Origin of the sequence: Clostridium porci, assembly GCF_009696375.1 — a bacterium.
Classification (GTDB): Bacteria; Bacillota; Clostridia; order Lachnospirales; family Lachnospiraceae; genus Enterocloster; species Enterocloster porci.
Map to the genome: position 1 here is coordinate 78,763 of NZ_VUMD01000004.1, position 25,631 is coordinate 104,393.

22 protein-coding genes are annotated in these 25,631 nt (G+C 47.8%); 9 read left to right on the forward strand and 13 right to left on the reverse strand.

Going from position 1 to position 25,631, the window contains the following annotated elements; all coding sequences use genetic code 11:
- Positions 1–121: 121 nt before the first annotated feature.
- Both FYJ39_RS05560 and FYJ39_RS05565 read left to right on the forward strand, forming a co-directional pair.
- On the forward strand, positions 122–664 hold the full coding sequence (locus tag FYJ39_RS05560) for a helix-turn-helix domain-containing protein (RefSeq protein WP_154471515.1): 543 nt from the start codon (positions 122–124) through the stop codon (positions 662–664).
- A 144-nt stretch (positions 665–808) separates the two neighbouring features.
- Positions 809–1,534: an EcsC family protein gene (locus FYJ39_RS05565; RefSeq protein ID WP_235919746.1), complete on the forward strand. Its 726-nt coding sequence runs from the start codon at positions 809–811 to the stop codon at positions 1,532–1,534.
- Positions 1,535–1,598: 64 nt separating this feature from the next.
- Here the strand turns inward: FYJ39_RS05565 and guaA are convergent, their stop codons facing one another.
- The 4 genes from guaA to ftsH form a co-directional block, all read right to left on the reverse strand.
- Complete coding sequence (guaA, locus tag FYJ39_RS05570; RefSeq protein ID WP_154471517.1) at positions 1,599–3,140, reverse strand: glutamine-hydrolyzing GMP synthase; 1,542 nt, start codon at positions 3,138–3,140, stop codon at positions 1,599–1,601.
- 454 nt (positions 3,141–3,594) lie between these two features.
- Positions 3,595–6,420 (reverse strand): excinuclease ABC subunit UvrA, encoded by a 2,826-nt coding sequence (uvrA, locus tag FYJ39_RS05575; RefSeq protein WP_154471519.1) that lies wholly within the window; start codon positions 6,418–6,420, stop codon positions 3,595–3,597.
- A 710-nt stretch (positions 6,421–7,130) separates the two neighbouring features.
- Positions 7,131–7,415, reverse strand: coding sequence for a DUF6809 family protein (locus FYJ39_RS05580; RefSeq protein ID WP_154471521.1), 285 nt, complete (start codon positions 7,413–7,415; stop codon positions 7,131–7,133).
- Between the two features lie 336 nt (positions 7,416–7,751).
- Positions 7,752–9,629: an ATP-dependent zinc metalloprotease FtsH gene (gene ftsH, locus FYJ39_RS05585; protein WP_154471523.1), complete on the reverse strand. Its 1,878-nt coding sequence runs from the start codon at positions 9,627–9,629 to the stop codon at positions 7,752–7,754.
- A gap of 180 nt (positions 9,630–9,809) precedes the next feature.
- On the opposite strand from ftsH, the gene FYJ39_RS05590 reads away from it, so the two are divergent.
- The gene (locus FYJ39_RS05590; RefSeq protein ID WP_154471525.1) at positions 9,810–10,310 is read left to right on the forward strand and encodes a MarR family winged helix-turn-helix transcriptional regulator; all 501 of its coding nucleotides are present in this window, start codon (positions 9,810–9,812) and stop codon (positions 10,308–10,310) included.
- A gap of 109 nt (positions 10,311–10,419) precedes the next feature.
- On the opposite strand, the gene FYJ39_RS05595 is transcribed toward FYJ39_RS05590, so the two are convergent.
- The 9 genes from FYJ39_RS05595 to FYJ39_RS20820 all read right to left on the reverse strand — a co-directional run bounded on the left by FYJ39_RS05595 (position 10,420) and on the right by FYJ39_RS20820 (position 19,824).
- The gene (locus FYJ39_RS05595; protein ID WP_195840391.1) at positions 10,420–11,142 is read right to left on the reverse strand and encodes an amino acid ABC transporter ATP-binding protein; all 723 of its coding nucleotides are present in this window, start codon (positions 11,140–11,142) and stop codon (positions 10,420–10,422) included.
- Positions 11,143–11,158: 16 nt separating this feature from the next.
- The gene (locus FYJ39_RS05600; RefSeq protein ID WP_154471527.1) at positions 11,159–11,851 is read right to left on the reverse strand and encodes an amino acid ABC transporter permease; all 693 of its coding nucleotides are present in this window, start codon (positions 11,849–11,851) and stop codon (positions 11,159–11,161) included.
- A 166-nt stretch (positions 11,852–12,017) separates the two neighbouring features.
- Positions 12,018–12,863, reverse strand: a complete 846-nt coding sequence (locus tag FYJ39_RS05605; protein ID WP_154471529.1) for a basic amino acid ABC transporter substrate-binding protein — start codon at positions 12,861–12,863, stop codon at positions 12,018–12,020.
- Positions 12,864–12,999: 136 nt separating this feature from the next.
- Positions 13,000–13,845: a bifunctional 5,10-methylenetetrahydrofolate dehydrogenase/5,10-methenyltetrahydrofolate cyclohydrolase gene (locus tag FYJ39_RS05610; protein WP_154471531.1), complete on the reverse strand. Its 846-nt coding sequence runs from the start codon at positions 13,843–13,845 to the stop codon at positions 13,000–13,002.
- A gap of 22 nt (positions 13,846–13,867) precedes the next feature.
- Complete coding sequence (locus FYJ39_RS05615) at positions 13,868–14,494, reverse strand: cyclodeaminase/cyclohydrolase family protein (RefSeq protein ID WP_154471533.1); 627 nt, start codon at positions 14,492–14,494, stop codon at positions 13,868–13,870.
- Positions 14,495–14,546: 52 nt separating this feature from the next.
- Positions 14,547–15,149, reverse strand: coding sequence for a pentapeptide repeat-containing protein (locus tag FYJ39_RS05620; RefSeq protein ID WP_154471535.1), 603 nt, complete (start codon positions 15,147–15,149; stop codon positions 14,547–14,549).
- A 70-nt stretch (positions 15,150–15,219) separates the two neighbouring features.
- Complete coding sequence (locus tag FYJ39_RS21355; RefSeq protein ID WP_287846895.1) at positions 15,220–18,198, reverse strand: AAA family ATPase; 2,979 nt, start codon at positions 18,196–18,198, stop codon at positions 15,220–15,222.
- Positions 18,195–19,388 carry an exonuclease SbcCD subunit D gene (locus tag FYJ39_RS05630; RefSeq protein WP_154471537.1) on the reverse strand — a complete coding sequence of 398 codons (1,194 nt, stop codon included), beginning with the start codon at positions 19,386–19,388 and terminating at the stop codon, positions 18,195–18,197. Before FYJ39_RS05630 ends, FYJ39_RS21355 begins: the two co-directional genes overlap by 4 nt.
- Before the next feature lie 130 nt (positions 19,389–19,518).
- Positions 19,519–19,824 carry a hypothetical protein gene (locus tag FYJ39_RS20820; RefSeq protein WP_353847331.1) on the reverse strand — a complete coding sequence of 102 codons (306 nt, stop codon included), beginning with the start codon at positions 19,822–19,824 and terminating at the stop codon, positions 19,519–19,521.
- Between FYJ39_RS20820 and FYJ39_RS21475 the strand changes: the two genes are divergently transcribed.
- The 6 genes from FYJ39_RS21475 to FYJ39_RS05660 all read left to right on the forward strand — a co-directional run bounded on the left by FYJ39_RS21475 (position 19,740) and on the right by FYJ39_RS05660 (position 25,559).
- Complete coding sequence (locus FYJ39_RS21475) at positions 19,740–19,925, forward strand: prepilin peptidase (protein WP_154471684.1); 186 nt, start codon at positions 19,740–19,742, stop codon at positions 19,923–19,925. The genes FYJ39_RS20820 and FYJ39_RS21475 overlap by 85 nt on opposite strands.
- A 282-nt stretch (positions 19,926–20,207) precedes the next feature.
- Positions 20,208–20,702 carry an NADH-quinone oxidoreductase subunit NuoE family protein gene (locus FYJ39_RS05640; protein WP_154471539.1) on the forward strand — a complete coding sequence of 165 codons (495 nt, stop codon included), beginning with the start codon at positions 20,208–20,210 and terminating at the stop codon, positions 20,700–20,702.
- Positions 20,703–20,706: 4 nt separating this feature from the next.
- Positions 20,707–21,264 carry an ATP-binding protein gene (locus FYJ39_RS05645; protein WP_154471541.1) on the forward strand — a complete coding sequence of 186 codons (558 nt, stop codon included), beginning with the start codon at positions 20,707–20,709 and terminating at the stop codon, positions 21,262–21,264.
- Between the two features lie 348 nt (positions 21,265–21,612).
- Positions 21,613–21,987: a (2Fe-2S) ferredoxin domain-containing protein gene (locus FYJ39_RS05650; protein WP_154471543.1), complete on the forward strand. Its 375-nt coding sequence runs from the start codon at positions 21,613–21,615 to the stop codon at positions 21,985–21,987.
- Positions 21,988–22,005: 18 nt separating this feature from the next.
- The gene (gene nuoF / locus FYJ39_RS05655; protein WP_154471545.1) at positions 22,006–23,796 is read left to right on the forward strand and encodes an NADH-quinone oxidoreductase subunit NuoF; all 1,791 of its coding nucleotides are present in this window, start codon (positions 22,006–22,008) and stop codon (positions 23,794–23,796) included.
- Between the two features lie 17 nt (positions 23,797–23,813).
- Positions 23,814–25,559, forward strand: coding sequence for an NADH-dependent [FeFe] hydrogenase, group A6 (locus tag FYJ39_RS05660; protein ID WP_154471547.1), 1,746 nt, complete (start codon positions 23,814–23,816; stop codon positions 25,557–25,559).
- The last annotated feature ends 72 nt before the right edge of the window (positions 25,560–25,631 follow it).

Sequence of the window (25,631 nt, forward strand, 5' to 3'; positions counted from 1 at the left end):
TTATATAGGCTCTTTTGTTCCTTATCAATATAGTTTTCAAATTTTTCTTCCCTATTTCATTTGAATATGTCAGAATACAAATGTGCCTATTATTTATATTCACTCTGAAAGGAGTCACCTTATGACTGTAGGAGAAAAGATTAAAACGTTCCGAAATATCCGAGGAATTTCACAAAATATGTTAGGTAAGCTTGCTGGCATAGACGGAACCACAATCCGTAAATATGAACTTGGCAGCCGTAATCCCAAGCCCGACCAGCTTTTAAAAATTGCAAACGCTTTAGGCGTAAGTATCAATGTTTTTACGGATTTTGATATAGAAACTGCTTCTGATGTACTTACCTTACTTTTTAAAATGGACGATCAGATAGATATGGAGATTGACGGAGATAAAGATGAGGATGGAAATCTCATTCTAGAGACAATCTATATCCGTTTTAAGCACCCGGCAATCAATGACCGGCTGGCTAAGTTTGCTAAAACAAAGAAATGGCAGGAAAATCTGCTTGCCTCCAAAGACGCATTTCCAAGCGAAGAAGCGTTCCATCAAGAAGTAACACAGATGAACGAAACCTGTGAACAAATCAAACAGCATTTAGTTGATACGAACATTGTCGTCAAAAAAGGCGTTTCTGGAATAGCTGTCAAAGTATTTCCCCAATAATTTATCGCCTCGCCAAAAATACATTCTCTTTTCTGAAAGGAGCAAAATGGAAATGGAGAAATCGACATTGAAGATTTTATTATTATTGGTTTACAGACCCCCGGCATTAAAGTAAACCGAAAAGATTTTCTGCAAAAAGAATTGATGAAAAATTATCCGCAAGAGACTATTGACAACGCAATTGCTCACACTCCTGCCTATGCCCAAATTCCAGTTAATGAAATTGATAAGATTGCTGATGAGGTAATTAAATTTGAACGGAATTGCGTATCTGGAATTTCTGCTGCCCTGGGTGCACCTGGCGGAGTAGCTATGGTCGCCACTATCCCTGCTGATTTAGCTCAGTATTATGGCTACATGCTACGAGCAGCTCAAAAACTTATGTATTTGTATGGTTTTCCAGAAATTGATACTACAGATAAGGGGCATAAATTTGATTCCGAAACCATGAATCTGTTAATTGTTTGCCTCGGCGTTATGTATGGCGTACAAGGTACCAATACCGCTCTCAAGGCAATGGCGACAGCTTTAGGAAAAGGTGTAGAGAAAAAATTGATGAGAACCGCCCTCACTAAAGGAACAATCTACCCCATTGTAAAAAGTGTATCAAAATGGTTTGGCGTAAATATGACAAAGCAAGTATTTGCCGGGTTCTTCAAAAAAGCCATCCCAGTTGTAGGCGGTGTCATTGGAGGAGGTATTACATATCTATCCTTTAAACCATGTTGCGACAAATTAAAAGCTTCACTACAAGATACTTTATTAAGTAATCCTGAACATCATACTACAGAAGAGGAATCTTTGGTTATTGACGCCATTGAAGCAGAAGAAATTCAAACTTATTATTCTCAACAATTAGAGCCATTTTAGAGCCAAACGCCAAAATACAACGCCGGAAATGCCCATTCTATCAGCATTCCCGGCGTTTCGTCCGTTATTCAAACTCTATCGTAGCCGGCGGCTTCCCCGTACAATCATACAGTACCCGGTTAACCCCTTTCACCTCATTCACAATCCGGCTGGTTACTTTCCCCAACACCTCCCAAGGCAACTGTGCAGACTCTGCTGTCATAAAATCAGAAGTCGACACTGCCCTTAATGCCACCGCATAATCATAGGTCCTCTCATCGCCCATGCAGCCTACGGAACGCATATTGGTCAATGCCGCAAAATACTGCCCAAGTCCCTTATTCACTCCGGCTTTCGCAATCTCCTCACGGTAAATTGCATCAGCATCCTGTACAATCCTCACCTTCTCAGCAGTAATTTCACCTACAATCCTTACTCCAAGACCTGGGCCTGGAAATGGCTGTCTGTACACCAGATATTCAGGAATCCCCAGCTCCATACCAACCTTCCTTACCTCATCCTTAAACAGCAGGCGCAAAGGTTCAACCAGCTCCTTAAAATCTACATGCTCTGGCAGGCCGCCAACATTATGATGTGATTTAATCACTGCAGATTTTCCTAATCCTGACTCAATCACATCAGGATAGATAGTCCCCTGAACCAGATAGTCCACAGTACCAATTTTCTTAGCCTCTTCCTCAAATACACGGATAAATTCCTCTCCGATAATTTTTCTCTTAGTCTCTGGTTCTTCTACTCCCTTCAGTCTGGCATAGAATCGCTCCTGGGCGTTAATACGGATAAAATTCAGGTCATATTGCCCCTCAGGCCCAAATATAGCCTCTACCTCATCTCCTTCGTTTTTGCGAAGCAGCCCATGATCCACAAATACGCAGGTCAGCTGCTTTCCAATGGCTTTGGACAGCAAAACTGCTGCAACAGATGAATCTACACCGCCGGACAGCGCGCAAAGCACTTTACCGCCGCCAATCTTTTCACGAAGAGACTTAATAGCAGTATCTACAAAAGAGTCCATCTTCCAATCCCCAGAACAACCGCAGACATTGTACACAAAATTGGACAGCATTCTAGTTCCTTCCTTGGTGTGAACCACCTCCGGGTGAAATTGTACCGCATATAAATTCTTTTCAGACCATTCCATTCCAGCCACTGGACAAGAATTCGTGCGGGCAGTTACACGAAAGCCAGCTGGAATTTCCGCAATATACACCCCATGACTCATCCAACAAACAGTTTTTGGAGAAACTCCCTCAAACAGCTTGGAAGCCGTATCTATCTCTACCTCTGTATAGCCATACTCACTGACAACCGCTTTCTTAACCACACCACCCATCAGATAACTCATCAGCTGCGCACCGTAACAGATTCCCAGAACCGGTATACCCAGCTCAAATATCTCACTGGAACACCGGGGCGCTCCTTCTTCAAATACTGCATCAGGGCCACCCGTGAAAATTATCCCCTTGGGCTTCATCTCCTTAATTCTCTCCAGGCTCATATTATAGGGATGCACTTCGCAGTATACATTACACTCACGTACACGGCGGGCGATCAACTGATTATACTGACCGCCAAAATCCAATACAATGATCATCTCTCTCTCCATGAAATGTTTTCCTCCACATTCTTCTGAAATATATTGTTTCAATTTATGCTATGTTAAAGAAATACTTCCATAATTCTACTCAGGAAAGAATTCGACCTGAAAACCTCCCTCGTCAAGCGGAGCCTTTTGTAACCACGACAAAGGCATGAATGGACAAACTGTAACTGAATCTGAATTCGGATTTGAAAATTCCTCATGCCCCTCTGCCACATAAGGCCTACAGCATTCCCCTTCTTATACGAATAATTTATAAACCCGCTCCATATAATAACCGATTTATCGGCAAATATCAATTTCTCCATAAATTGAAAGAGATTGTACCCATCAGTACAATCTCTCTTTTATCTTTCGTGTGCTCTTATTATATAATATATAAATCAAAATAGCAAGCAATTTCGACAAAATTTTTATATTTTTTCTGTTACTATAAAATCTCCCCGAAGCATTTTTCAGCCTACTGCAGGTACCTCTTTACATATTTGCCTGTATAAGATATTGGATTCTCAGCCACTTCCTCCGGTGTGCCCTTTGCGATGACCGTACCTCCCTTATCTCCGCCTTCAGGCCCAATATCTATGATATAATCCGCAGTCTTAATCACATCCAGGTTATGCTCAATTACCACAACGGTATTGCCGCCCTCTGATAACCTTCTGAGAATATCAATCAGTTTATGAACATCCGCAAAATGCAGTCCTGTGGTAGGCTCATCTAATATATAGATGGTTTTCCCCGTGCCGCGCTTGGACAGCTCCGCAGCCAGCTTAATACGCTGGGCCTCACCACCTGACAGCTCTGTAGACGGCTGCCCCAAACGGATATATCCCAGTCCTACATCATATAAGGTCTGTATTTTTCTGATAACAGAGGGTACATTCTCAAAAAATTTAAGGGCATCCTCAACCGTCATATTCAGAACATCGAAAATGCTCTTTCCTTTGTACTTTACATCCAAGGTCTCACGGTTATACCGCTTTCCACCACAGACCTCGCAGGGGACATACACATCAGGCAGAAAATGCATTTCTATCTTGATAATACCGTCACCGCTGCAGGCCTCGCACCGTCCCCCCTTTACGTTAAAGCTGAAGCGTCCTTTGGAATATCCCTTTGCTTTGGCGTCGGAGGTGGCTGCAAACAGATCGCGTATCAAATCGAACACTCCCGTATAGGTGGCAGGATTGGATCTTGGCGTACGGCCAATCGGCGACTGATCGATGGTGATAATTTTATCCAGCTGTTCCGTCCCTTCGATGCACTTGTGCTTTCCCGGAATGGTTCTTGCCCGGTTCAACTTCCTGGCCAAAGCCTTATAAAGAATTTCATTAACCAATGAGCTTTTACCAGAACCAGACACCCCGGTAACGCAGGTCATCACACCCAAGGGGAAATCCACATCAATATTTTTCAGATTATTCTCCGCAGCCTTACGAACTGTAATCCAGCCGGCAGGCTTTCTTCGCACTGAAGGTACCGGAATTTGTATCCTTCCGCTAAGATAGGCACCCGTAATGGAAGCCTCGTTTTCCATAATCTCCTGCGCAGTTCCCATGGCAATCACTTCACCGCCATGCTCTCCTGCGCCAGGACCAATATCCACAATGCAGTCTGCTGCCCGCATAGTATCCTCATCATGTTCCACTACCAGCACGCTGTTGCCCAGATCCCGCAGATGAAGCAACGTCTTTAACAGCTTATCATTATCCCTCTGATGAAGTCCAATACTGGGCTCGTCCAGAATATATGCCACTCCCACCAGACCGGAACCAATCTGGGTAGCCAGACGGATTCTCTGAGCCTCGCCGCCGGATAAAGTACCTGTCGCTCTGGACATGGACAGATAGTCCAATCCCACATCAATTAAAAAGCAGATCCTGGCTCGGATCTCCTTCAAAATAGAATCTCCGATGGTCTGATGCATCTGCGACAGCTTCAGCCCGTCTATAAACTCCTTAAATTTCACTATAGACATATTAGTAGCTTCGTAGATATTCAGATCACCCACTGTAACTGCCAAGGATTCCCTCTTTAGCCTCTGACCCTTGCACACCGGACAGGGAGTTATCCGCATATAAGACTCATATTCAGCTTTGGAGCTCTCGGAAAAGGTTTCCTTGTAGCGGCGGTTTACATTTTCTATCAATCCCTCAAAGGCTACATCGTAGACTCCCTCTCCTCTCTGGCTCTTGTAATGAACCTTTACCTCCCTGCCGTCTGTGCCATAAATCAAAATGTGGTGAATCTCCTCCGGATAATCCTGGAAAGGAGTATCCAGCCGAAAGTTATACTCCTTTGCCAAAGCCTCCAGCACAGCCCTTGTATAGCTTCCCTTATCGGTGCAGGACTGCCATCCCAGCACTACAATGGCTCCCTCGTCAATGGACAGAGATTTATCAGGGATCATCAAGTCCTCATCAAACTTCATCTTATATCCAAGTCCGAAGCACTCAGGGCAGGCTCCGAAGGGATTATTGAAGGAAAAGCTTCTGGGCTCCACCTCATCTACGCTGACACCGCAGTCAGGACATGAAAAGCTCTGGCTGAAGTTCACCGGCTGTCCGTCGGTCACATCTACCATCATCAGGCCGTTGCTCAGCTCCATCACTGTCTCAATGGAACCGGTCAGGCGCTTCTCAATTCCTTCCTTCACTATGAGACGATCCACTACAATCTCGATATTATGCTTGATATTCTTCTCAAGCTTAATTTCCTCGGAAAGCTCATACAGGTTCCCGTCGATACGGACACGGACATAGCCACTTTTCCTTGCATGCTCCAAAAGCTTAGCGTGTTCGCCCTTCCGTCCCCGGACTACCGGAGCCAGAAGCTGGATCTTAGTGCGCTCCGGCATAGCCATAATCTGATCCACCATCTGATCGATGGTCTGCTTGTGGATTTCCTTGCCGCACTTGGGGCAGTGGGGGATACCGATTCTGGCATAGAGAAGCCTCATATAATCGTAAATTTCCGTTACTGTTCCCACAGTAGAACGAGGGTTGCGGTTGGTTGATTTCTGATCAATGGAAATAGCAGGTGACAGGCCCTCAATGCTCTCTACATCTGGCTTCTCCATCTGCCCCAAAAACTGCCGGGCATAGGATGAGAGAGATTCCATATAGCGTCTCTGTCCCTCTGCATAGATGGTGTCAAAGGCCAGAGATGACTTTCCGGATCCAGAAAGTCCGGTGAGAACCACTAACTGGTTTCTGGGTATATCCACAGAAATATTTTTCAAATTATGCTCATTAGCCCCGCGGATTTTGATATATTGCTTTGACATTAAAAATGCTCCTTATCTCTTATAAGTAAAAGTGCTAATATCTATATGGCGCCGGCGCAATATCTACTCCCTGTTTCTGTACACATCCTCTGTCCCGGTATCCTGAACGGGAAAATACATAGTCCCATAGTATTTTTCAATGCTTCATTTGCTGCTGAAAGGGAGCAGTGCCATATCTGGTGTTATTATACCATATCCTCCGGCTATGGTATCCCTCCGGGGGATGCACATGGTTCGGATCGGTGCTCTGCCACGCATTCGCGTGTCACCGAACCAGCGCGGTACAATATCTAGCGATATTATACCACACCTCTCACGATTTTTCAAACATTTGTTCGATTAAATAACACCGCTTAATAAAATCTTAAATTCCCCTCCAGGATCAAATACTGGTATTTCCATTTGCACTCATTAAATTCAATGCTCACACTGAACGCCATATTACTCCTCAAAATCCTGCCGTTTGAACATTACCAAAAAAACCAGGCACAAAAACCAACGAATGGAAGGAAATAAAGCAGCCATTGCCCCGGCAAAAGCAATAGAACCGCACATTTATGTTATGGATACACACCCCCAACCACAAAAATCAAAATCCCAAGCAATCGGCAAGGAATCAACAAAACGATCTAGCCATAGCATAAAAACTAAAACGGAATCCACTGACATACCAACAATCCCCCCTTATAATCTGAATCTATACCTATATTTCACGCCTGCTTTCGGCTATTTTCATAAAACACTTCACACATCAGCCCTGCCCCAATGCGAAAGCCATCGCCGAAGGTCTGGGTCTTTTCCATATAAGTGAGCTCCAGATAATGTTCCATCAGCCCGTCAAATTCCTCCCTCATATCCACATCCAGCTTCTTGGAGAAACGTTCAATTTCTTCCAGTGATTCCCTGCACAAAGCCTTGTATTCCTCATTGTCACATGAAATCCGCTCGCATGGCTGTATCTCTCCTGCATATAGTTGCTCCAGTAACTTTCCCATATTCTTACCTGCCTTTCATCTCTGTAGTTTTCACAGCGATGGGGGTAATTTTTCTCTGTATCCCGCCTCCCAGCCTTCTACCGTCTCTCCGCTTCCCTATTTCTCTCCGCTTCCCTATCTCTCTCCACTGTATCCCGGGGCTGTCATACGCCGCCGCAGTACTGCTTCTCTTTTCGCATCCAAATATATCTTAATCTCATGGCGCAGACCAGGAGCATTTTCAAAGATCCCCCACCCTTGTACGCCTTTAAGAATAGCATAGCCCCGGAGCAAATGCAATCGAACAAATCCTTACAATTACATTTTCCCAAAGACAGGTCTTTCTGTAAGTATTCTCTATTCTTCCGCATCTCCTGCTGTCTTGGAAGTCCCGTTAAATATCTTCATAAACTCATCCCCTGTAATAGTTTCTTTTTCCAGAAGGTATCCAGCTATTTCATGCAGTTTTCCTTCCTGTTCCCTCAAAATATCCAGAGCCTTCTCATGCTGCTCCTTCACAATTCTCACTACCTGCTCGTCAATCCTCTTTGCTGTCTCCGGAGCGCAGCAAAGGGTCGTATCCCCTCCCAGATACTGGTTGTTTACCGTCTCCATGGCAACCATATCAAACTCATCTGTCATTCCGTACCTTGTTACCATAGCCCTGGCAATCCGGGTAGCCTGCTCTATATCGTTGGAGGCCCCCGTTGTTATGGAATGAAAGATCAATTCCTCTGCTGCCCGGCCTCCTGTGAAGGTGGCAATTTTATTCAAAGCCTCCTCCTTGCTCATGAGGTATTTCTCCCCTTCATCCACTTGCATGGTGTATCCCAACGCACCGGAGGTTCTGGGAATAATGGTAATTTTCTGTACAGGAGCCGAATGGCTCTGGCAGGCGGCTACCAGAGCATGCCCCACCTCATGGTATGCCACAATTCTCCGCTCGTTTTGGGAAATGACCGCATTTTTCTTCTGATAACCTGCGATTACCGTTTCCACACTTTCCTCTAAGTCAGCCTGCGTTACCGCCGTCCTTCCAAACCGCACTGCTCTCAAAGCAGCTTCATTAATTATATTGGCCAGCTCTGCTCCGCTGGCTCCTGCCGTAGACCTGGCAATGGCATTATAGTCCACATCATCAGACATCTTCACCTTTCGGCCATGTACCTTTAAAATGGCCTCACGGCCCTGCAAATCCGGCAACTCCACCGGCACGCGCCGGTCAAAACGTCCCGGTCTCAAAAGAGCCTTATCCAGTGATTCCGGGCGGTTGGTAGCCGCAAGAATAACAACCCCCTTCTTGCCGTCAAAGCCGTCCATTTCTGTCAGAAGCTGGTTTAAAGTCTGTTCCCGCTCGTCGTTGCCTCCCATTCCCCCATTATCACGTTTTTTTCCAATCGTATCAATCTCATCAATAAATACGATGCAGGGAGCTTTCTCATTGGCCTGCTTAAACAAATCGCGAACCTTGGAAGCTCCCATACCTACAAACATTTCCACAAACTCAGAACCAGAGATGGAAAAAAACGGCACATGAGCTTCCCCTGCAACTGCTCTGGCAAGCAATGTCTTACCTGTTCCAGGAGGACCTACCAAGAGGGCTCCCTTGGGCAGGTTCGCGCCGATATCTCCATACTTTTTAGGGTTATGGAGAAAGTCCACAATCTCTTTCAACGCGTCCTTGGCTTCCTCCTCGCCTGCAACATCCGCAAAGGTAATCCCGGTTTCGCTTTCCGCATATATCTTAGCATTGGACTTGCCAAAGGTCATGGCATTGCTTCCGCCCATACGCTTGGATATCATACGGCCCATAATCTGGCCGACAATGACAAACATCAGGATAGGGGCCACCCAGGACATAAGAAAGCTTAAAAGCGGAGAGGCTTGAGTGGCAATTTCACTGCCATAATTCTCTACCCCCGCCTTTTCCAGCCTGTCCGCCAGATTATCTCCTGGGAAAGGGGCCGTTTTATAGGTAATATTCCATTGCTGCCCCTTCTGGGTGAACTGTATTTCCGTATTGGAGCTATTTACATAAACATCCTCAACACTTCCTGCCTCCAGCTCCTTTACGAACTGGCTGTAAGGCACTTCCACAGAACGCTCCATCATAGGAAATACCAGAGCATTCAGAACCATTACCACCAGCAACACAATAAAATAATAATAAATAAATGGTTTTTTACTTGGAACATGGCTCCCGGAGCTTCTCCGGTCATTTTCTTTTGGGCCCATATTGCTTCTCCTTTTCATAATCATCCGTTTCCATTATTCATTTGTAAGATAATACTCCAGGAAACTTTTGTCAATATATTATTATAATATTTTATTTACTTTTACTTTTTGTTAATATTTGACATTTGGTAATTATTATGATACAACAAAACATAAGAAGTCAAAGGGAGGTTAGAACCTATGAGCCAATACTCTGATGACTGCCAAAGTGCAGGAGAACAATTTTTAAGCTTTACTATCCGTTTTTTCAATCTGATAAAGGCAAGCTACCAGCAGCATAATCAGATCAAAGCCAATACAGTAGCGTTCCATGCTATGGTGCGTCTCAATCAGCCAGATACCCAAGCGCCCACTATGTCGGAGCTGGCCAAAGAATTGGATATCCCTAAACAGCAGCTAACCAAACTTGTCAATGGCCTAGAAAGCAAGGGCCTGGTGAAGCGCCAACACGATTCCGTAAATCGCCGTCAGGTACATTTATACATAACCCCCTCTGGATCTGCCATTATGCACCAGCTGAAACAGGCTATGCTGGACTGCACTGTAACAGGGCTTACCTCGTTTTCCAAGGAGGAGCTATATGATCTGACCTGCTGCCTGGAGCGTCTTTCACAATTACTAAAGAAATTCCGACCGGAACCACCAGATGAAACTGCCTACAGGAATTTTCCCAATCTATAATCTGTTCCCACATACTGTTTTATCTTTACCAGCTAATCACGTTACAGCAAAAGAGTGTCCCAAAGGTCATTGAGTCTAAAGCGACATCTGGGACACTCTCCTGCTCCACCTACAGCACTTTGCTGAGGAATAATTTCAAACGCTCATTCTTGGGCTTTCCAAAAAATTCCTCTGGCGGCGCCTCCTCCAAAAAATATCCATCATCCATAAACATAACCCGGGTAGCAACCTCCTTTGCAAAGCCCATCTCATGGGTAACCACCACCATAGTCATTTTTTCCTTTGCCAGATCACGCATAACCCCCAGTACCTCTCCAACCATCTCCGGATCCAGAGCAGAGGTTGGCTCGTCAAAGAGCATCACGTCAGGCTTCATGCACAGGGCTCTGACAATGGCAATACGCTGCTTCTGTCCTCCAGAAAGCTGGCTTGGATATGCATGGGCCCTGTCAGCCAGTCCTACACGCTCCAAAAGGGTTATAGCTTCCTTTTCAGCCTCCCTTTGAGGCTTTCCCTGGAGCTTCATAGGAGCAATGGTCAGGTTCTTCATAATATCCATATGAGGAAACAGGTTAAACTGCTGAAACACCATCCCCATTTTCTGGCGGTGTTTGTCAATATCTGTTTTAGAATCGGTAATATCTGTTCCCTCAAAAAATATATGACCCTCAGTGGGCTCCTCCAAACGGTTTAAGCAGCGAAGGAAGGTGCTTTTTCCAGAGCCGGAAGGCCCTACTACAAATACTACATCACCCTTATTAATATCCACATTAATTCCTTTTAATACATGGATATGGCCAAAGCTTTTCCCAAGATTCTGAACCCGGATCAGGGTCTCCTTCTTCACATCAGCGCTCATTCTGTCTCAGCCTCCTCTCCAGAATCTGAATCAGCTTTGTAAATATCATTACGATTATAAGATAAATAAGTGCAACTGCAATCAAAGGCATAAAGGCGCTGTATGTCCTGCTTCGGATAATATCTCCTCCCTTTGTCAAGTCCTGAATCGCAATATACCCGGATACAGAAGTTTCCTTCAGCAGAGAGATAAACTCATTGCACAGGGTGGGAAGGACTGTCTTGAACGCCTGGGGCATAATAATATACCACATAGTCTGAATATAGTTAAAGCCCAGACTTCGCCCTGCCTCCATCTGCCCCGGATCAATGGACATAATCCCACTTCGGAATATTTCTGCCACATAAGCGCCCGAATTAATTCCAAAGGCCAAAACAGCCACAAACACCTTGTCAATTCTGGCGCTTCCAAATACGACAAAGTAAATGATCAGAAGCTGTACCAGTACGGGTGTGCCGCGGATAACTGTAAGATACACTTTACAGATAGCGTTCAACACCTTCAATTTCCCGGTTTTCTCATACGTAGAGCGGATCATACCCACTACAAAGCCCAGTACAATGCCCATCAGGCAGGCAAAAAATGTAATTATTAAGGTTGTCTTAAAGCCCTCGGTCAGATACCGCCAGCGGTTATCATCCATAAAGTTGAGGTAAAACGCATCCGTAAAGGTTTTCCACATGCTTATCATCCTCTGCCCTTTCTTACTAATCGTTTCTTCATAACGTGCTTGCAGTTTAAACCAAGACTTTGGAATCCAGCCAAACTGTAAGTACTAAAAAACTGCCTCAGGCCTCCTGGAACATTGCCTTTCCCAATCTCAGCCTGTGGCAGTCACATTTACTGAATTATTCTGCTGTGATGTATTTTGCTACTATCTCATCCAAGGTTCCGTTTTCCCTCAGAGTCTTTAATGCAGCATTAATCTTATCCAGAAGCTCAGTATTTCCCTTCTTAACCGCAATGGCATACTCCTCATCTGTAAAGGACTCTTCCAGAATCTTCAGTCCTTCAATCTGGGAAACAAAGGTCTTGGCAGGCTCTCCGTCGATAACCACCGCGTCAATCTTGCCCTGACTCAATGCCTGAACAGCCTCAAAGCCCTTATTGTAGCGCTCTACGGTGGTTCCCTCTGCCTCCAGATCCGACACATAGATATCGCCAGTTGTTCCTAGCTGTACGCCAACAATCACACCTGCCAGCTCGTCAGGGCCGGCAAGTTTGCTGTCCTCTTTAACGATAATCTTCTGGGAGGCTGCCGCATAGGTATCAGAGAAATCCACATTCTGCTTGCGCTCATCTGTTACCGTTATACCCGCCAGTCCCATATCAGCCTTTCCTGATACAAGCTCAGGAATAATGGAATCAAAGGCAATGTCCTCGATCTCCAGCTCCATCCCCAGCTCGCCGGCAATAGCCTGGGCGATCTCCACATCAATGCCTACAATCTTATCTCCGTCATGAAACTCATAGGGTGGAAACTCTGCGTTGGTTGCCATAACCAGCTTGCCGCCTGTTGCCTCCGTACTGGACTTATCAGCCTCTGCCCCAGTTGTTCCATCAGCTGCTTCAGTCTTGTCTGCCGCAACTGTATCTGAAACCGCCGCCGTAGTTACATTGGAAGCGCCGCCGCAGGCAGTCAGGGAAGCTGCCATAAGAGCCGCCATGGTCACTGCTAAAACTCTCTTTTTCATAATTACTCTCCTCTTTTCTTTATGCACAAAAATGCATAACTATAAAAACCTTAACGTTTAATATTATAAATCATTTTTTCTTTTTAGCAAGAGGAAAATCAGGGAATTTCCCTTGTTTTTATCTTTTTTAGCCATTTTATACTTTCTGGGCCAAACCTGCGGCTCTTACCAGATGCTTCGCCAGAACCGCTGTGGTAACTGCTCCGACGCCACCAGGTACCGGAGTAGCCATGGAAGCAATTTCTGTTATAGAGTCGAAGTCCACATCTCCGCAAAGTCTCCCCTTCTCATCCACATTGATTCCCACATCAATGACCACCGCATCCTTTCCCACAAAGCTTTGGTCTATCATTCCAGCCTTTCCGGCTGCCGCTACCAGAATCTCAGCGCTGCGGCAGGCGCCTGCCAGCTCCCGGGTTCTAGTGTGGCAGATCGTGACAGTGGCATTTTCCTGTAAAAGGAGCATTGACAAGGGACGCCCTACTACCATGCTTCGCCCTACGATGGTGATTCTCTTTCCTGATATGGAAATGCCGGCAGCCTTCAGCATCTCCACCACAGCCTCAGCCGTACAGGGAGCAAAGCCGGTGCTGTCGCCTGCGAATACCTTAGCGATATTAGCCGGTGAAATGCCGTCCAAATCCTTTGCGGGGTCAATCATATTTTCAATCTGCTTTTCCGAGATCTGCCCAGGAAGGGGACGCAAAAGAAGGATGCCTGCCACATCCGGATCTTCATTTATCGTTCTGAATTCTTTCTCAAAATCCTCATGGCTGATCTTCTCTGGGTATACATAAGACTGAACTCTCAGGCCGAAGCTCTCCATCCGCTTGACGGCCCCCCGCTCATAGGATTTGTCATCAGCCCTCTCCCCCACTCGGATAATCCCCAGCTTAGGAACCTTCCCCTTCAACCTTTCCAGTCCCTCTGCAACCTGTATTTTTATCGCCGCAGAAGCATCTGCGCCCTTCAAGATTCTCATGGTTTTTCTAGTCTCCTTCCCTCTATTTCAGCTGTGTCAGCACCTTTTCGTAAATAGCATCAGCCCGCCTGGTCCCATCCTCCGTCAGCTCTCTGGCCTCCTGATTTAGTTCCTCTGCCTTCTCCCTATTCCTCATGGAACTGGTATTGATATACACATTCATCACAGCACCCAAAATGGCGGTTCTGATAAACTGGACTCCTACGCCCACATCGCTGACAGCCAGACGGCTTCCCTTCTCTGCAAGGAAATCCAACATTCCCAGCATTTCTACTGCCTTTTCCATAATCTCCAGGGGAACCAGGCTTGCGGCCACCAGACATTCCTCCATTACTTTGTCCTTGTAGGCCCTTTCCTCCTCTGTAAATGAGGGCAGGCCGTAGCAGCGGGCCAGGGGCGCAAAAACCTGCGCATCTCTGTCCGCCAGATACAAAAACTGCTCCTGAAGCCCCTCCATCTGTACAAGAAGCTCCTGCACCTGCCCTTCCACCTGGGCGTACTTTTTCTTTCCAATGGTCAAATTGGCCACCATCTGCCCCAGAGCATTGCCCAAAGCTCCTGCCAAAGCTGAAGCGCCTCCGCCTCCAGGCACCGGCTCCCTGGATGATAATGCTTTAAGAAACGTGTTTATGGTTGACTGTTCCAGCATATGTGCCTCCTTAATCTTTATTTTGTTGGGTTCCGAAACTGAAAATTTATGTTTACAGGATTTTCACGCCCATCAGCTTTGCCAGCTCCGCTGCCTGAAAGAGATTTACCTTTACTCCGGCCAGCTCCTTAAACTGATCCGAAACCAGTATCCCCTCAATGGTACAATCAGACAAATCCAACCCCTTCAAAGCAGTTTTGAAAAAATCAGTCCCTGATAAATCCGACTTTGAAAATATAGTCTTTTTAAGCTTCATCTGAGACATAAAGGCTTCCCTGATATGACAGCCGGTAATTTCGCAAAACTCCCAGCAGGCCATTGAAAAGTTGGCATAATTGAACTGACAGTTCCCAAGCGTTACCCACTTAAAGGATGAATTTGAAAACTGGCTTCCCTCTGCCTTACACTCTCTGACGTTCGTATTCTTCCAGTAATTATCAGAAAACGTGCAGTTGGAAAAATCACAATTATCAAAGGTTACATTGCAGAAGGACGCGCCTGAAAAATCGCACTTTGAAAGCCTGCACCTGTGAAATACTACCGTATCCAGCTCAACCCTTCCCACAATCTGGTCTGTTACTATCTCATCTGAAAATTCCTGCCCCGCGATCAGGCTCTCCTCCATGACCGCAGTCTTAAGCATCTGCTCCAGCATACTGTTCTCTCCTGTCATCCTTACTCTAAAAGCCTGTTATCCCTCTCCATTACAGCTGCTCCTTTAACCGCTACGAAAGCTGAATACCAGCCCGGCTGCCTCCGTTTCGCTCCTTCACCACTACAATCTGACGCTCAATCCGCGTCTTAAGCTCCGACACGTGGGAAATGATTCCTACCAGACGCCTGCCTTCCGCCAAATCATCCAATGCCTTGATAGCCAGATTCAAGGCATCCTCATCCAGAGAGCCAAAGCCCTCATCCACAAACATGGCGTCCAAACGGATTCCTCCTGCCTGAGCCTGAATCTCATCAGACAGCCCCAGTGCAAGGGAAAGGGATGCCTGAAAGGACTCTCCTCCGGACAGGGTTTTTACGCTTCGCTCTGTTCCGTTGTAGTGATCGACCACGCTAAGTCCCAGGCCGCTCTTCCCCCGGTTATCCTCCTCGGTGCATCGCTTCAGTTCATACTGGCCTCCGCTCATAACCATAAACCGGGTGTTGGCCCGGGCAATGATACGCTCGAAATAAGCCATCTGCACATAGGTTTCCAGTGTAATCTTCTCCTTCCCTGCCACCTCTCCCGATGCAGTATCAGAAAGGCCCTTCACCCAGCTCCACTGCTGCTGCAGCTCCTCCATGGAAGCCTTTTGCTTTAATATATTAGCCCTTGCCCTGAGATTTGTTTCCAGTCGGAGGTGAACCCTGTTTTTTTGTTTCTCCAGCTCTTCCAACTCCGTTTTCGCCTCCTGCTGCCGAATGGTTAATTGCTCCGCTCGAGCTTTCGCAGCTTCCCGCCGGCGAACCAGATCGTCCTCGCTTCTGCTGTCCGTCTCCCAAAAGCCGGCCCGTACGTTCCTGACTTTGCAAGCATCCTCCCAGCTTGTTGCCGCTAACTCTGACGCAGCAGTCCTTCCCGGCTCCTCCCTTGCCTCCAGACGTTTATCCAAGGCCTCCAGCTTAGCCCTGGCTCCGTCCGCCATACGATTTACAGCTTCATATCTGTCCTGGGCCGCTTTAAAAGCTTCCTCTCTCTCCCGCAGCCGCTGCCGCAGCTTGACCAGCGCTTCCCCGGCTGCCTCTCGGTTTTCATAGGGCAGTCTTCCAGCCCTATCCTGTATCTGCCTTCCCAGTTCCTCCAGACGGGTTTTAGCCTGTATGCAGCGCTCCTGGGACTGCTGCTGCTTCCTTCCTGCCCCCTCAACAGCATGCTGCGCAGACAGCCTTTTTTCTTCCAGCTCCTTCTTCCGCTCCACCTGCTTCTTAAGATAGTCCAATCGTTCCAGGCTCTTACCCTCCTGAACCTCTAGGTAGACCTTGAGCTTCTCAAGCATTTCCCCCCAGATTGCAAGGAAACGCTCCCTGGCCGCCTCTCCCTCCTGCCTCTCCCCCTCTGCCGCTAAAAGCTTTTCCCTCCAGCTTTCCTTCCAGGTGCCAACTTCCCCGTCAATCTGCTCTCTCATTCTGGCATACTGGTTTTCTAGGCTTCCGGCCAGGGTTCCTGCCTCCAGGCTTAAAGCTTCTGCTGTCCGTCTTTCCTGTTCCGCAATCTTAGCCGCCTTATCCACCTGCTCCTTTGTAATATCTTTGCCATCCTCCCTTCGGCATGCAGGGGCAGGATGCTCCTTTGAGCCACACACCGGACAGGGCCTTCCCTTCACCAGCTCACTTGCCAAAATGCCTGCCTGATTATCCAGAAACCGCTGATACAGCTCCCTATATATTCCTTCTGCAAGCCTCCGTTTTTCATCTCCTCTCCGGTAAGCTTCCTGGGCCTTCTTCAATCTGGCAAGCTCTCTCTTATATGTCTCTAATTCCCGGCCCAGAACCATGACCCGCTCCCGGTACTCTGACAGCTTCTGGCAGGCAGCAATGGCAGCCTGATGCTCCTCGCCGGAGCTCTTTAATTCCTCCAGCTCCTTCTCATATCTAAAAAGCCGCTCCCTCCACAGAGCCTCCTCTTTAACAGCCGCCTCCAGCTCCCTCCCCCATCGGTTCGTTTCCCTACGGCAGATGCTCTCCCCCTTTATCAGCTCATCCAGCTGCCCGTAGGCCTCAAGAGACTCTTCCATCCTGGCGATTGAGGAAATGAGCTTGTCCCGCTCCTGCTGCCTGTCCTTCTCCTTCTGGAACAGCAGTTCTGCCTCTCTGCTTATCGGAGCCAGCTCGTTTAAACGCCGGATGGTCTCAGCCATATCCGTTAAAATTCCATCTTCCGTCTGAGCCTTGCCAAGATCGATCCCAAGGTTAGACAACTCCTCTCTATGGGCCTTCATTTCTCCATCTAAGGCTCTGTCCTGCTCCTTATCTGCATCTATCATCTGACTCAGAAACCCCAGAGCTGTCTCCAGGTCTCCCTTAGAAGCCTCCTTCCATTGAAGCCCCAGCTCTACCCGGCTCTCATCTGTCAATACCCCATCTATATACTGCTCTATCCTCCTTAGGCTGTCACAGTACTGTCCGTACAGGACTCTGGCTCTCTCCTTCAGTCGTTCCTGGAACTGCTGATAGGGTCTGGTCTTAAATATTTCCCGAAAGATGGCGCTACGATCCTCTGTTTTCCCTGACAGAAGCTTAGAAAAGCTTCCCTGGGCCAGCATCGCTATCTGGGAAAACTGCTCTCTGTCCAGACCCAGCAGAGCTTCTATCTCTTTAGTAACGGCTTTATCGCCTGTAACCAGGCGTCCTCCCGGCATATGAAGCTCACCGTCGCTCCGTTCCTTGGTCTCCCCTTCTCCCCTTTGCTTGACCCGCATATACTCAGGACTCCGCCTTACGGTGTACTCCTGTTCGTTATAGAGGAATTTCATTTCCACAAAGGTTTTTGTATCAGCCGCCGCGTATTTGCTGCGAAGCATCTTCGGCTTTCTGCCGTCGCCGCTGGCATTTCCGTAGAGCGCAAAGGTTATAGCGTCAAAAATAGTCGTCTTTCCTGCGCCTGTATCGCCGGTAATCAAATACAGTCCCCGATCCCCCAGGGCCTCCAGCTTTAACCTCATCTCACCGGCGTAAGGCCCAAATGCAGAAATTGTAAGCTCTGTCGGTCTCACTCCTTATCCTCCCATATCTCTTCCATAAGGCCCGCTGCAAGCTCCCGCTGCTTTTGGCTCATAGGCCGGTTATTCTGATGCTGGTAAAGCTCTTCCAACAGCTCCATAGGAGACTTCCCTTCCTCCTTTACATGAGCTGCAGCGCCTCCTTCTCTGGTTCTCCGGTTGTCATAGTCCAGCTTCATTATATTTGGATAAATGGCTCGAAGCTTGCCCATGGCATCCAGGACATCTTCCTCGTCGGTGAGAGTGATATGTAAAAAATCGTCCACAGCAGTACCCTGATAAAATTTTCTGCCGGCTACCTCCTCATAGGCTCCCCGTATTTCCCGCATATCACGCAGAGGCGTCAGAGGACGAACCCTAACGCATACATGCCCCTTCTCGAAAAGCTCTGCTACAGTTACCGACTTTTTGTGAGTTACCTCCGAAAAAGAATATTTTAAAGGTGTACCGCAGTAGCGCACGGTCTCCCGCCCGATCCGCTGAGGGCCGTGAATATGCCCCAGAGCCACATAGTCAAAATCGTCAAATATATCTGCGCCAACCTGATCTAAGCCTCCGACAGACAGCTCCTCCGAATCACAGCAGGACGCGCCCGCTACAAACTGATGCGCCACCAGAATATTCCTGGCGCTCCTGTCAAAGCTTTGTCCGGCCGCAGACCCATCCAGAAAATCCGCATCTGTCCCGTCTTTGCGCCGGCCTGTCATATGACTCACCGCACAGCGCACTCCATCCTCGAAGCTCTCTATCTCTTCCTCCGGAAAGCATCTTCTCACTATGCCCGGTTTCACAAAGGGCAGCATATAAACAAATACACTGCCGTACTCATCCCTCAGCCTCACCGGCGCCACACAGCCTTCATAGACCGGGGCCAGATACACCTTCTTTCCCTCCATAAGGTGCCTGCCAAATGCCAGACGCTCCGGGCTGTCATGGTTACCGCTGATGACAAACACAGAAGCCCCGCTATCTGCCAGCCTTGTGAGGAACCAGTCGAATACCTGGACAGCCTCCGCTCCAGGCACCTGCTTATCATATACATCTCCTGCAATCAGAATCCCATCCGGTTTTTCCTCGTCTATAATTTCAAGTATTTTCTTTAGTATATACTTCTGATCCTCCAGCATGGAAAACTCATTCACCCGTTTTCCAATGTGAAGATCCGATAAATGGATAAATTTCATATATGTTCCTTCCTGATATGCGGGTAGCGTCAAGCATGCGGCCACTGGACCAAGCTTGCTATATCATACCATGCAGAAGGCTTGATTAGCAACCCTGCATTGGCAGGCTAACGAGGGAATGATATGAAGGTCATAGGTCTGTTTCAGCATGGAGCTGGCAAAAAACCTTAAAGGCCGCCTCAAAAATAGGCATATCTGCGGAAAGGACGGTGATTTCCTGCTCCTCTGCCTTCTTGCTGGCAGCCTCGTCCAGAACCGCGCCCTCTGCCAGTATAATGCAGGCGGCATCTGTTAAAGCAGCCACTGCCAGCGTATTTATATTTCCTATAACCGTCACCCAGGCGCAGCCTTCTGGCGCGCGAACCATGGCAATGCTTAAAAGATCGCAGCAGAAGGGCGTCGTTATCTTCTTTAACCTCCCCTTCCCCAAATTCACAACATGAAATATCCCCTTATCAATTAATCCCTGTACTGTCATTTCTCACCCTCCGTATCCAGCTCATCTTCAGACTGCCATATTCATTTCATCCCAGTTAAGAGCCCCTTGCGGAGCGCCCCAGGGACAATGTCCGTCTGCTTTAATTTCCGTGTCACATCACTGTCAGCCTCCCTGCCCTGATATATGGCTCCCTCCGTGCATTTCAGACTTTGGGCTGCATTTGTACAGCATACCATTCATTTTGTCGATTTTCAACACACGCTTGATTTTAACATGTTTTTATCGTTAGATTTTTCACATAAAAGGTAGATTTTTTTCCATTTTCATGATAAAATATCGATACATTGCACAATGTATAACTATGAGGAGGAAATAAAAAGATGGCTTGCAAAAAACAAACCGTTCCCTTTCAGGGAACACCTGAGCAGGAAGCAGCGCTGAAATCAGTGATTGCCGAGCTTAAGGATCAGCCTGGCGCTCTGATGCCGGTTATGCAAAAGGCCCAGGACATTTATGGTTATCTTCCTATCGAAGTGCAGACCATGATATCCGACGAGATGGGTATTCCGCTGGAAAAAGTCTACGGAGTATCCACATTTTATGCCCAGTTCGCTTTACAGCCAAAGGGTAAATACAAGATATCCGTCTGTCTCGGTACGGCATGTTACGTGAAAGGTTCCGGTGATATCTTCAGCAAACTGGAAGAATTGCTGGGCATCACCAATGGTGAATGTACAGCAGATGGCAAATTCTCTCTGGATTCCTGTCGATGCGTCGGCGCCTGCGGACTCGCTCCCGTCATGATGATTAACAGCGAGGTATACGGCAGACTGACAGTTGATGATATACCGGGCATTTTAGCTAAGTACAACTAAGCCTATGATGACAGAAATTTCCCTTCATGTACTGGATATAGCTGAGAACTCCATAAGGGCAGGAGCGTCTGTCGTGTCCATTCTGGTGACGGCTGACGCCGCTCATGACAACCTGACGATTGTCATAGCAGATGACGGCTGCGGAATGACTGCCGAACAGGCGGCCCACGTAACCGATCCTTTTTTTACCACCCGAACTACGAGAAGGGTAGGCCTGGGAGTTCCGTTTTTCAAGATGGCTGCGGAATGCACCGGCGGAGGCTTCCGCCTTGAATCAGAGCACGGGAAGGGTACCACGGTTACAGCAGTCTTTGCATTGTCTCACATCAACCGGATACCTCTCGGAGATATGAACGTGACGATTCATAATCTGATCGTATATCATCCTGATACAGATTTTATCTATACATACACGTATAATAGAGCATCCTTTACCCTGGATACGCGAAAAATGCGGGAAATCATAGGAGCAATCCCCCTAAACAGCCCGGAAATATCCGCTTACATACTGGAATATCTGACAGAAAATCAAAGAGAAACTGATGGCGGCGCCCCAATTTGAAAGGGATGTGCCATCTGACGTGTATCACACGTAAGCTCATAACGAGCAACTGTACTAAGCGGTCATAAGACAACCACTAAGTACCAGTTTCATGTTTCGCGCGTAAGAGACCAAAATACGGTCTCTAAGCGCTCATAACGAGCAACTGTACTAAGCGGTCATAAGACAACCGCTAAGTACCAGTTTCATGTTTCGCGCGTAAGAGACCAAAATACGGTCTCTAAGCGCTCATAACGAGCAACTGTACTAAGCGGTCATAAGACAACCGCTAAGTACCAGTTTCATGTTTCGCGCACAAGAGACTCAAATTCGGTCTCTGAGCGCTCATAACAAGGAGGATAATCGCACATGAAAACTCTTGCTGAATTACAGGCAATCAGAGAAAAAATGAAGAGTCAGGTTAACCTTCGCGCCGAAGACCACAGGCATACCCGAGTTGTAGTGGGAATGGCTACCTGCGGCATTGCCGCCGGCGCAAGACCTGTTCTGAATACACTGGCGCAGGAAATACAGAGACGAGGCCTGACTGATAAAATCACCGTAACCCAGACCGGCTGCATCGGTTTATGCCAGTACGAGCCCATTGTCGAGGTTGCAGAGCCTGGCAAGGAAAAAGTTACTTATGTAAAAATGAATACCGGCAAAGCCCTTGAGGTCATAGAGCGTCATTTAATAGGCGGCCATCCCGTTGAGGAGTATACCATGGGCGCTGCAAGGTCTTAAATAAAGGAGGAAAATGCCATGTATCGTTCACACGTATTAGTCTGCGGTGGTACCGGTTGTACTTCCTCTGGAAGTCCAAAGATTATAGAAACCCTGCAGTATGAAATTAAAAAACAGGGACTGGAGGATGAAATAGCGGTGGTTGAGACAGGTTGTCACGGCCTCTGCGCTTTAGGACCCATTATGATTGTGTATCCGGAAGCTACCTTCTATTCCATGATACAGCCGGAAGATATCGCTGAGATCGTAGCCGAACACTTTTTAAAGGGCCGCGTGGTGACACGCCTTCTCTATCAGGAGACCGTAAGCCCCGGAGGCGGCATCAAGGCTTTATGCGATACCGCTTTTTATAAGAAGCAGCACCGCATCGCCCTTCGCAACTGCGGCGTTATTAACCCTGAGAATATTGAGGAGTATATCGGCACAGGCGGCTACCAGGCCCTCGGTAAGGTCTTAACAGAAATGACGCCTGACCAGGTTATTCAGATCCTGCTGGATTCAGGTCTGAGGGGCCGTGGCGGCGCCGGCTTCCCAACCGGCTTAAAGTGGAAGCTTTGCAAGCAGAATGACGCAGACCAAAAGTATGTCTGTTGCAATGCCGACGAGGGAGATCCCGGAGCATTTATGGATCGTTCCGTATTGGAGGGAGACCCTCATGCTCTTCTGGAGGCTATGGCGATTGCAGGCTATGCGATTGGCTCTAGCCAAGGCTACATTTATGTTCGCGCAGAGTACCCCATTGCCGTTGAGCGTCTGAGAATCGCTATCGATCAGGCCCGTGAGATGGAGCTTTTAGGAAAAGACATTTTCGGAACCGGCTTTGATTTTGATATTGACCTCCGTCTTGGAGCAGGAGCATTTGTCTGCGGTGAGGAAACTGCCCTTATGACCTCCATTGAGGGCAAGAGAGGCGAGCCAAGGCCAAGGCCTCCCTTCCCTGCCCAAAAAGGTCTGTTTGGAAAGCCAAGTATTCTAAACAACGTTGAGACTTACGCCAACATTCCTCAAATCATCTTAAATGGTCCTGAGTGGTTTGCCTCCATGGGTACTGAGAAATCCAAGGGAACCAAGGTATTCGCACTGGGCGGCAAGATTAACAATACCGGCTTGGTAGAGGTTCCTATGGGCACTACCCTCCGCACCGTTATCGAGGAGATTGGCGGGGGTATTCCAAACGGGAAAAAATTTAAGGCGGCGCAGACTGGCGGTCCCTCCGGCGGATGTATTCCTGCCCAGCATTTCGACATCCCCATCGACTATGATAACCTGCTTTCCATCGGCTCCATGATGGGCTCTGGAGGCCTCATCGTAATGGATGAGGATGACTGTATGGTAGATATCGCGAAATTCTTTCTGGAGTTCACAGTGGAAGAATCCTGCGGCAAGTGTACAGCCTGCCGTATCGGTACAAAACGCATGCTGGAAATCCTGGAAAAAATCACCAAAGGCCAGGCTGAGCTTCAGGATCTTGAAAAGCTGGAAGATCTCTGCAACTACGTAAAAGCCAACTCCCTGTGCGGTCTGGGACAGACTGCGCCAAACCCTGTACTGTCCACCCTTCATTTCTTCCGCGATGAGTACGAAGCGCACATAAAGGAAAAACGCTGCCCTGCCGGTGTATGCAAGGCGCTTCTGTCTTATGTAATCGACCGTGACAAGTGCCGCGGATGTACATTATGCGCACGTACCTGTCCTGCCGGAGCTATCGTTGGAAGCGTTAAGAACCCCCACGTCATCGATCTTAACAAGTGTATCAAATGCGGCGCTTGTATGGAAAAGTGTAAATTCGGCGCAATCTACAAAAAATAAGGGAGGGAGAATAGACAATGGAGACAATTAATCTTAAAATAAACGGCATTGCAGTTACCGCTCCCAAAGGTTCCACGATCCTGGAAGCAGCTAGACTGGCCCATATTGAAATTCCTACGCTGTGCTTTTTAAAGGAAATCAACGAAATCGGCGCCTGCCGTATCTGTATCGTAGAATTAAAAAACGGTAAACTGGTAACTTCCTGTGTTTTTCCAGCAGAGGAGGGCATGGAGGTATTTACCAACACCCCAAAGGTTTTGGATTCCAGAAAGAAAACAATTCAGCTTTTATTGTCCAACCATAACCGTTCCTGCTTATCCTGTGTCCGCAGCGGACATTGCGAGCTTCAGGAGCTGGCTTATGAGCTTGGCGTTGACGATGAAGAATATTACGACGGTGAAAAGACCCCCTCAGAAATCGACTACTCTGCCGCCCATATGATTCGCGATAACAGCAAATGCGTCCTCTGCCGCCGCTGTGTGGCTGTCTGTGAAAATGTACAGAGCATTGGTGTTATCGGCGCAAACCACCGCGGCTTTGCAACAGACATAGGCTCCGCATTTGAGATGGGTCTGGGAGAAACCTCCTGTGTATCCTGCGGACAATGTATTGCCGTATGTCCTACCGGTGCATTAACAGAAAAGGATTACACGGACGACGTTTTTGCAGCCCTTGCAGATCCGGCCAAGCATGTAATCGTACAGACTGCTCCTGCCGTACGTGCAGCTCTGGGAGAAGCCTTTGGCCTGCCTATCGGCACCGATGTGGAAGGCAAGATGGCGGCAGCTCTGCGCCGTCTGGGCTTTGACAAGGTTTTCGATACCAATTTCTCCGCTGACTTAACCATCATGGAGGAAGCCCACGAGTTCGTTGAGCGTGTAAAAAATGGCGGCGTGCTGCCTATGATTACTTCCTGTTCACCTGGATGGGTTAAATACTGCGAGCACTACTTCCCTGATATGACGGAGAACCTGTCCTCCTGCAAGTCTCCTCAGCAGATGTTTGGCGCAATCGCCAAATCCTACTACGCAAAAAAGGCAGGCATTGATCCTAAAAATATTGTCAGTGTAAGCGTAATGCCTTGTACAGCCAAAAAGTTCGAGATTGGCCGTGATGACCAGGATGCCAACGGCGTACCTGACGTGGATATTTCCATCACTACCAGAGAGCTGGCCCGCATGATTAAGAAAGCTGGTATCCGTTTCTTAAATCTTCCGGAAGAGCCGTTTGACGAGCCTCTGGGCCTTAGTACAGGCGCAGGCGTTATTTTCGGCGCTACGGGCGGCGTTATGGAAGCGGCCTTGAGAACCGCTGTGGAGACATTGACCGGCGAGGAGCTTCCTAAGCTGGACTTTGAGGATGTTCGCGGCATTCAGGGCATCAAGGAGGCTACCTACAATGTGGCAGGTATGGATGTGAAGGTTGCGGTAGCATCTGGTCTAGGAAATGCCAAGAAATTGCTGGAAAAGGTGAAGTCAGGAGAAGCCAGCTATCACTTCATCGAAATCATGGGCTGCCCCGGCGGCTGTGTTAACGGGGGCGGACAGCCTCAACAGCCTGGGCATGTGCGCAATACCACAGATATCCGCAGCCTGCGCGCAAAGGTATTATACGAGATTGATTCCAGCAATCCCATCCGCAAGTCCCACGAGAATCCCGCAATCAAGGAGCTCTATGCATCCTTCCTGGGAGCGCCCGGAAGCCAGAAGGCTCATCACCTGCTTCATACCACATATGTAAAGAGATCCATTAACCAGCATTAATGGTCCGTGATCCTTAGAGGAGAGGGTTCTAAGTGGCTTTTACAGCTACCGGAACCGTGGTACCCAAATTGT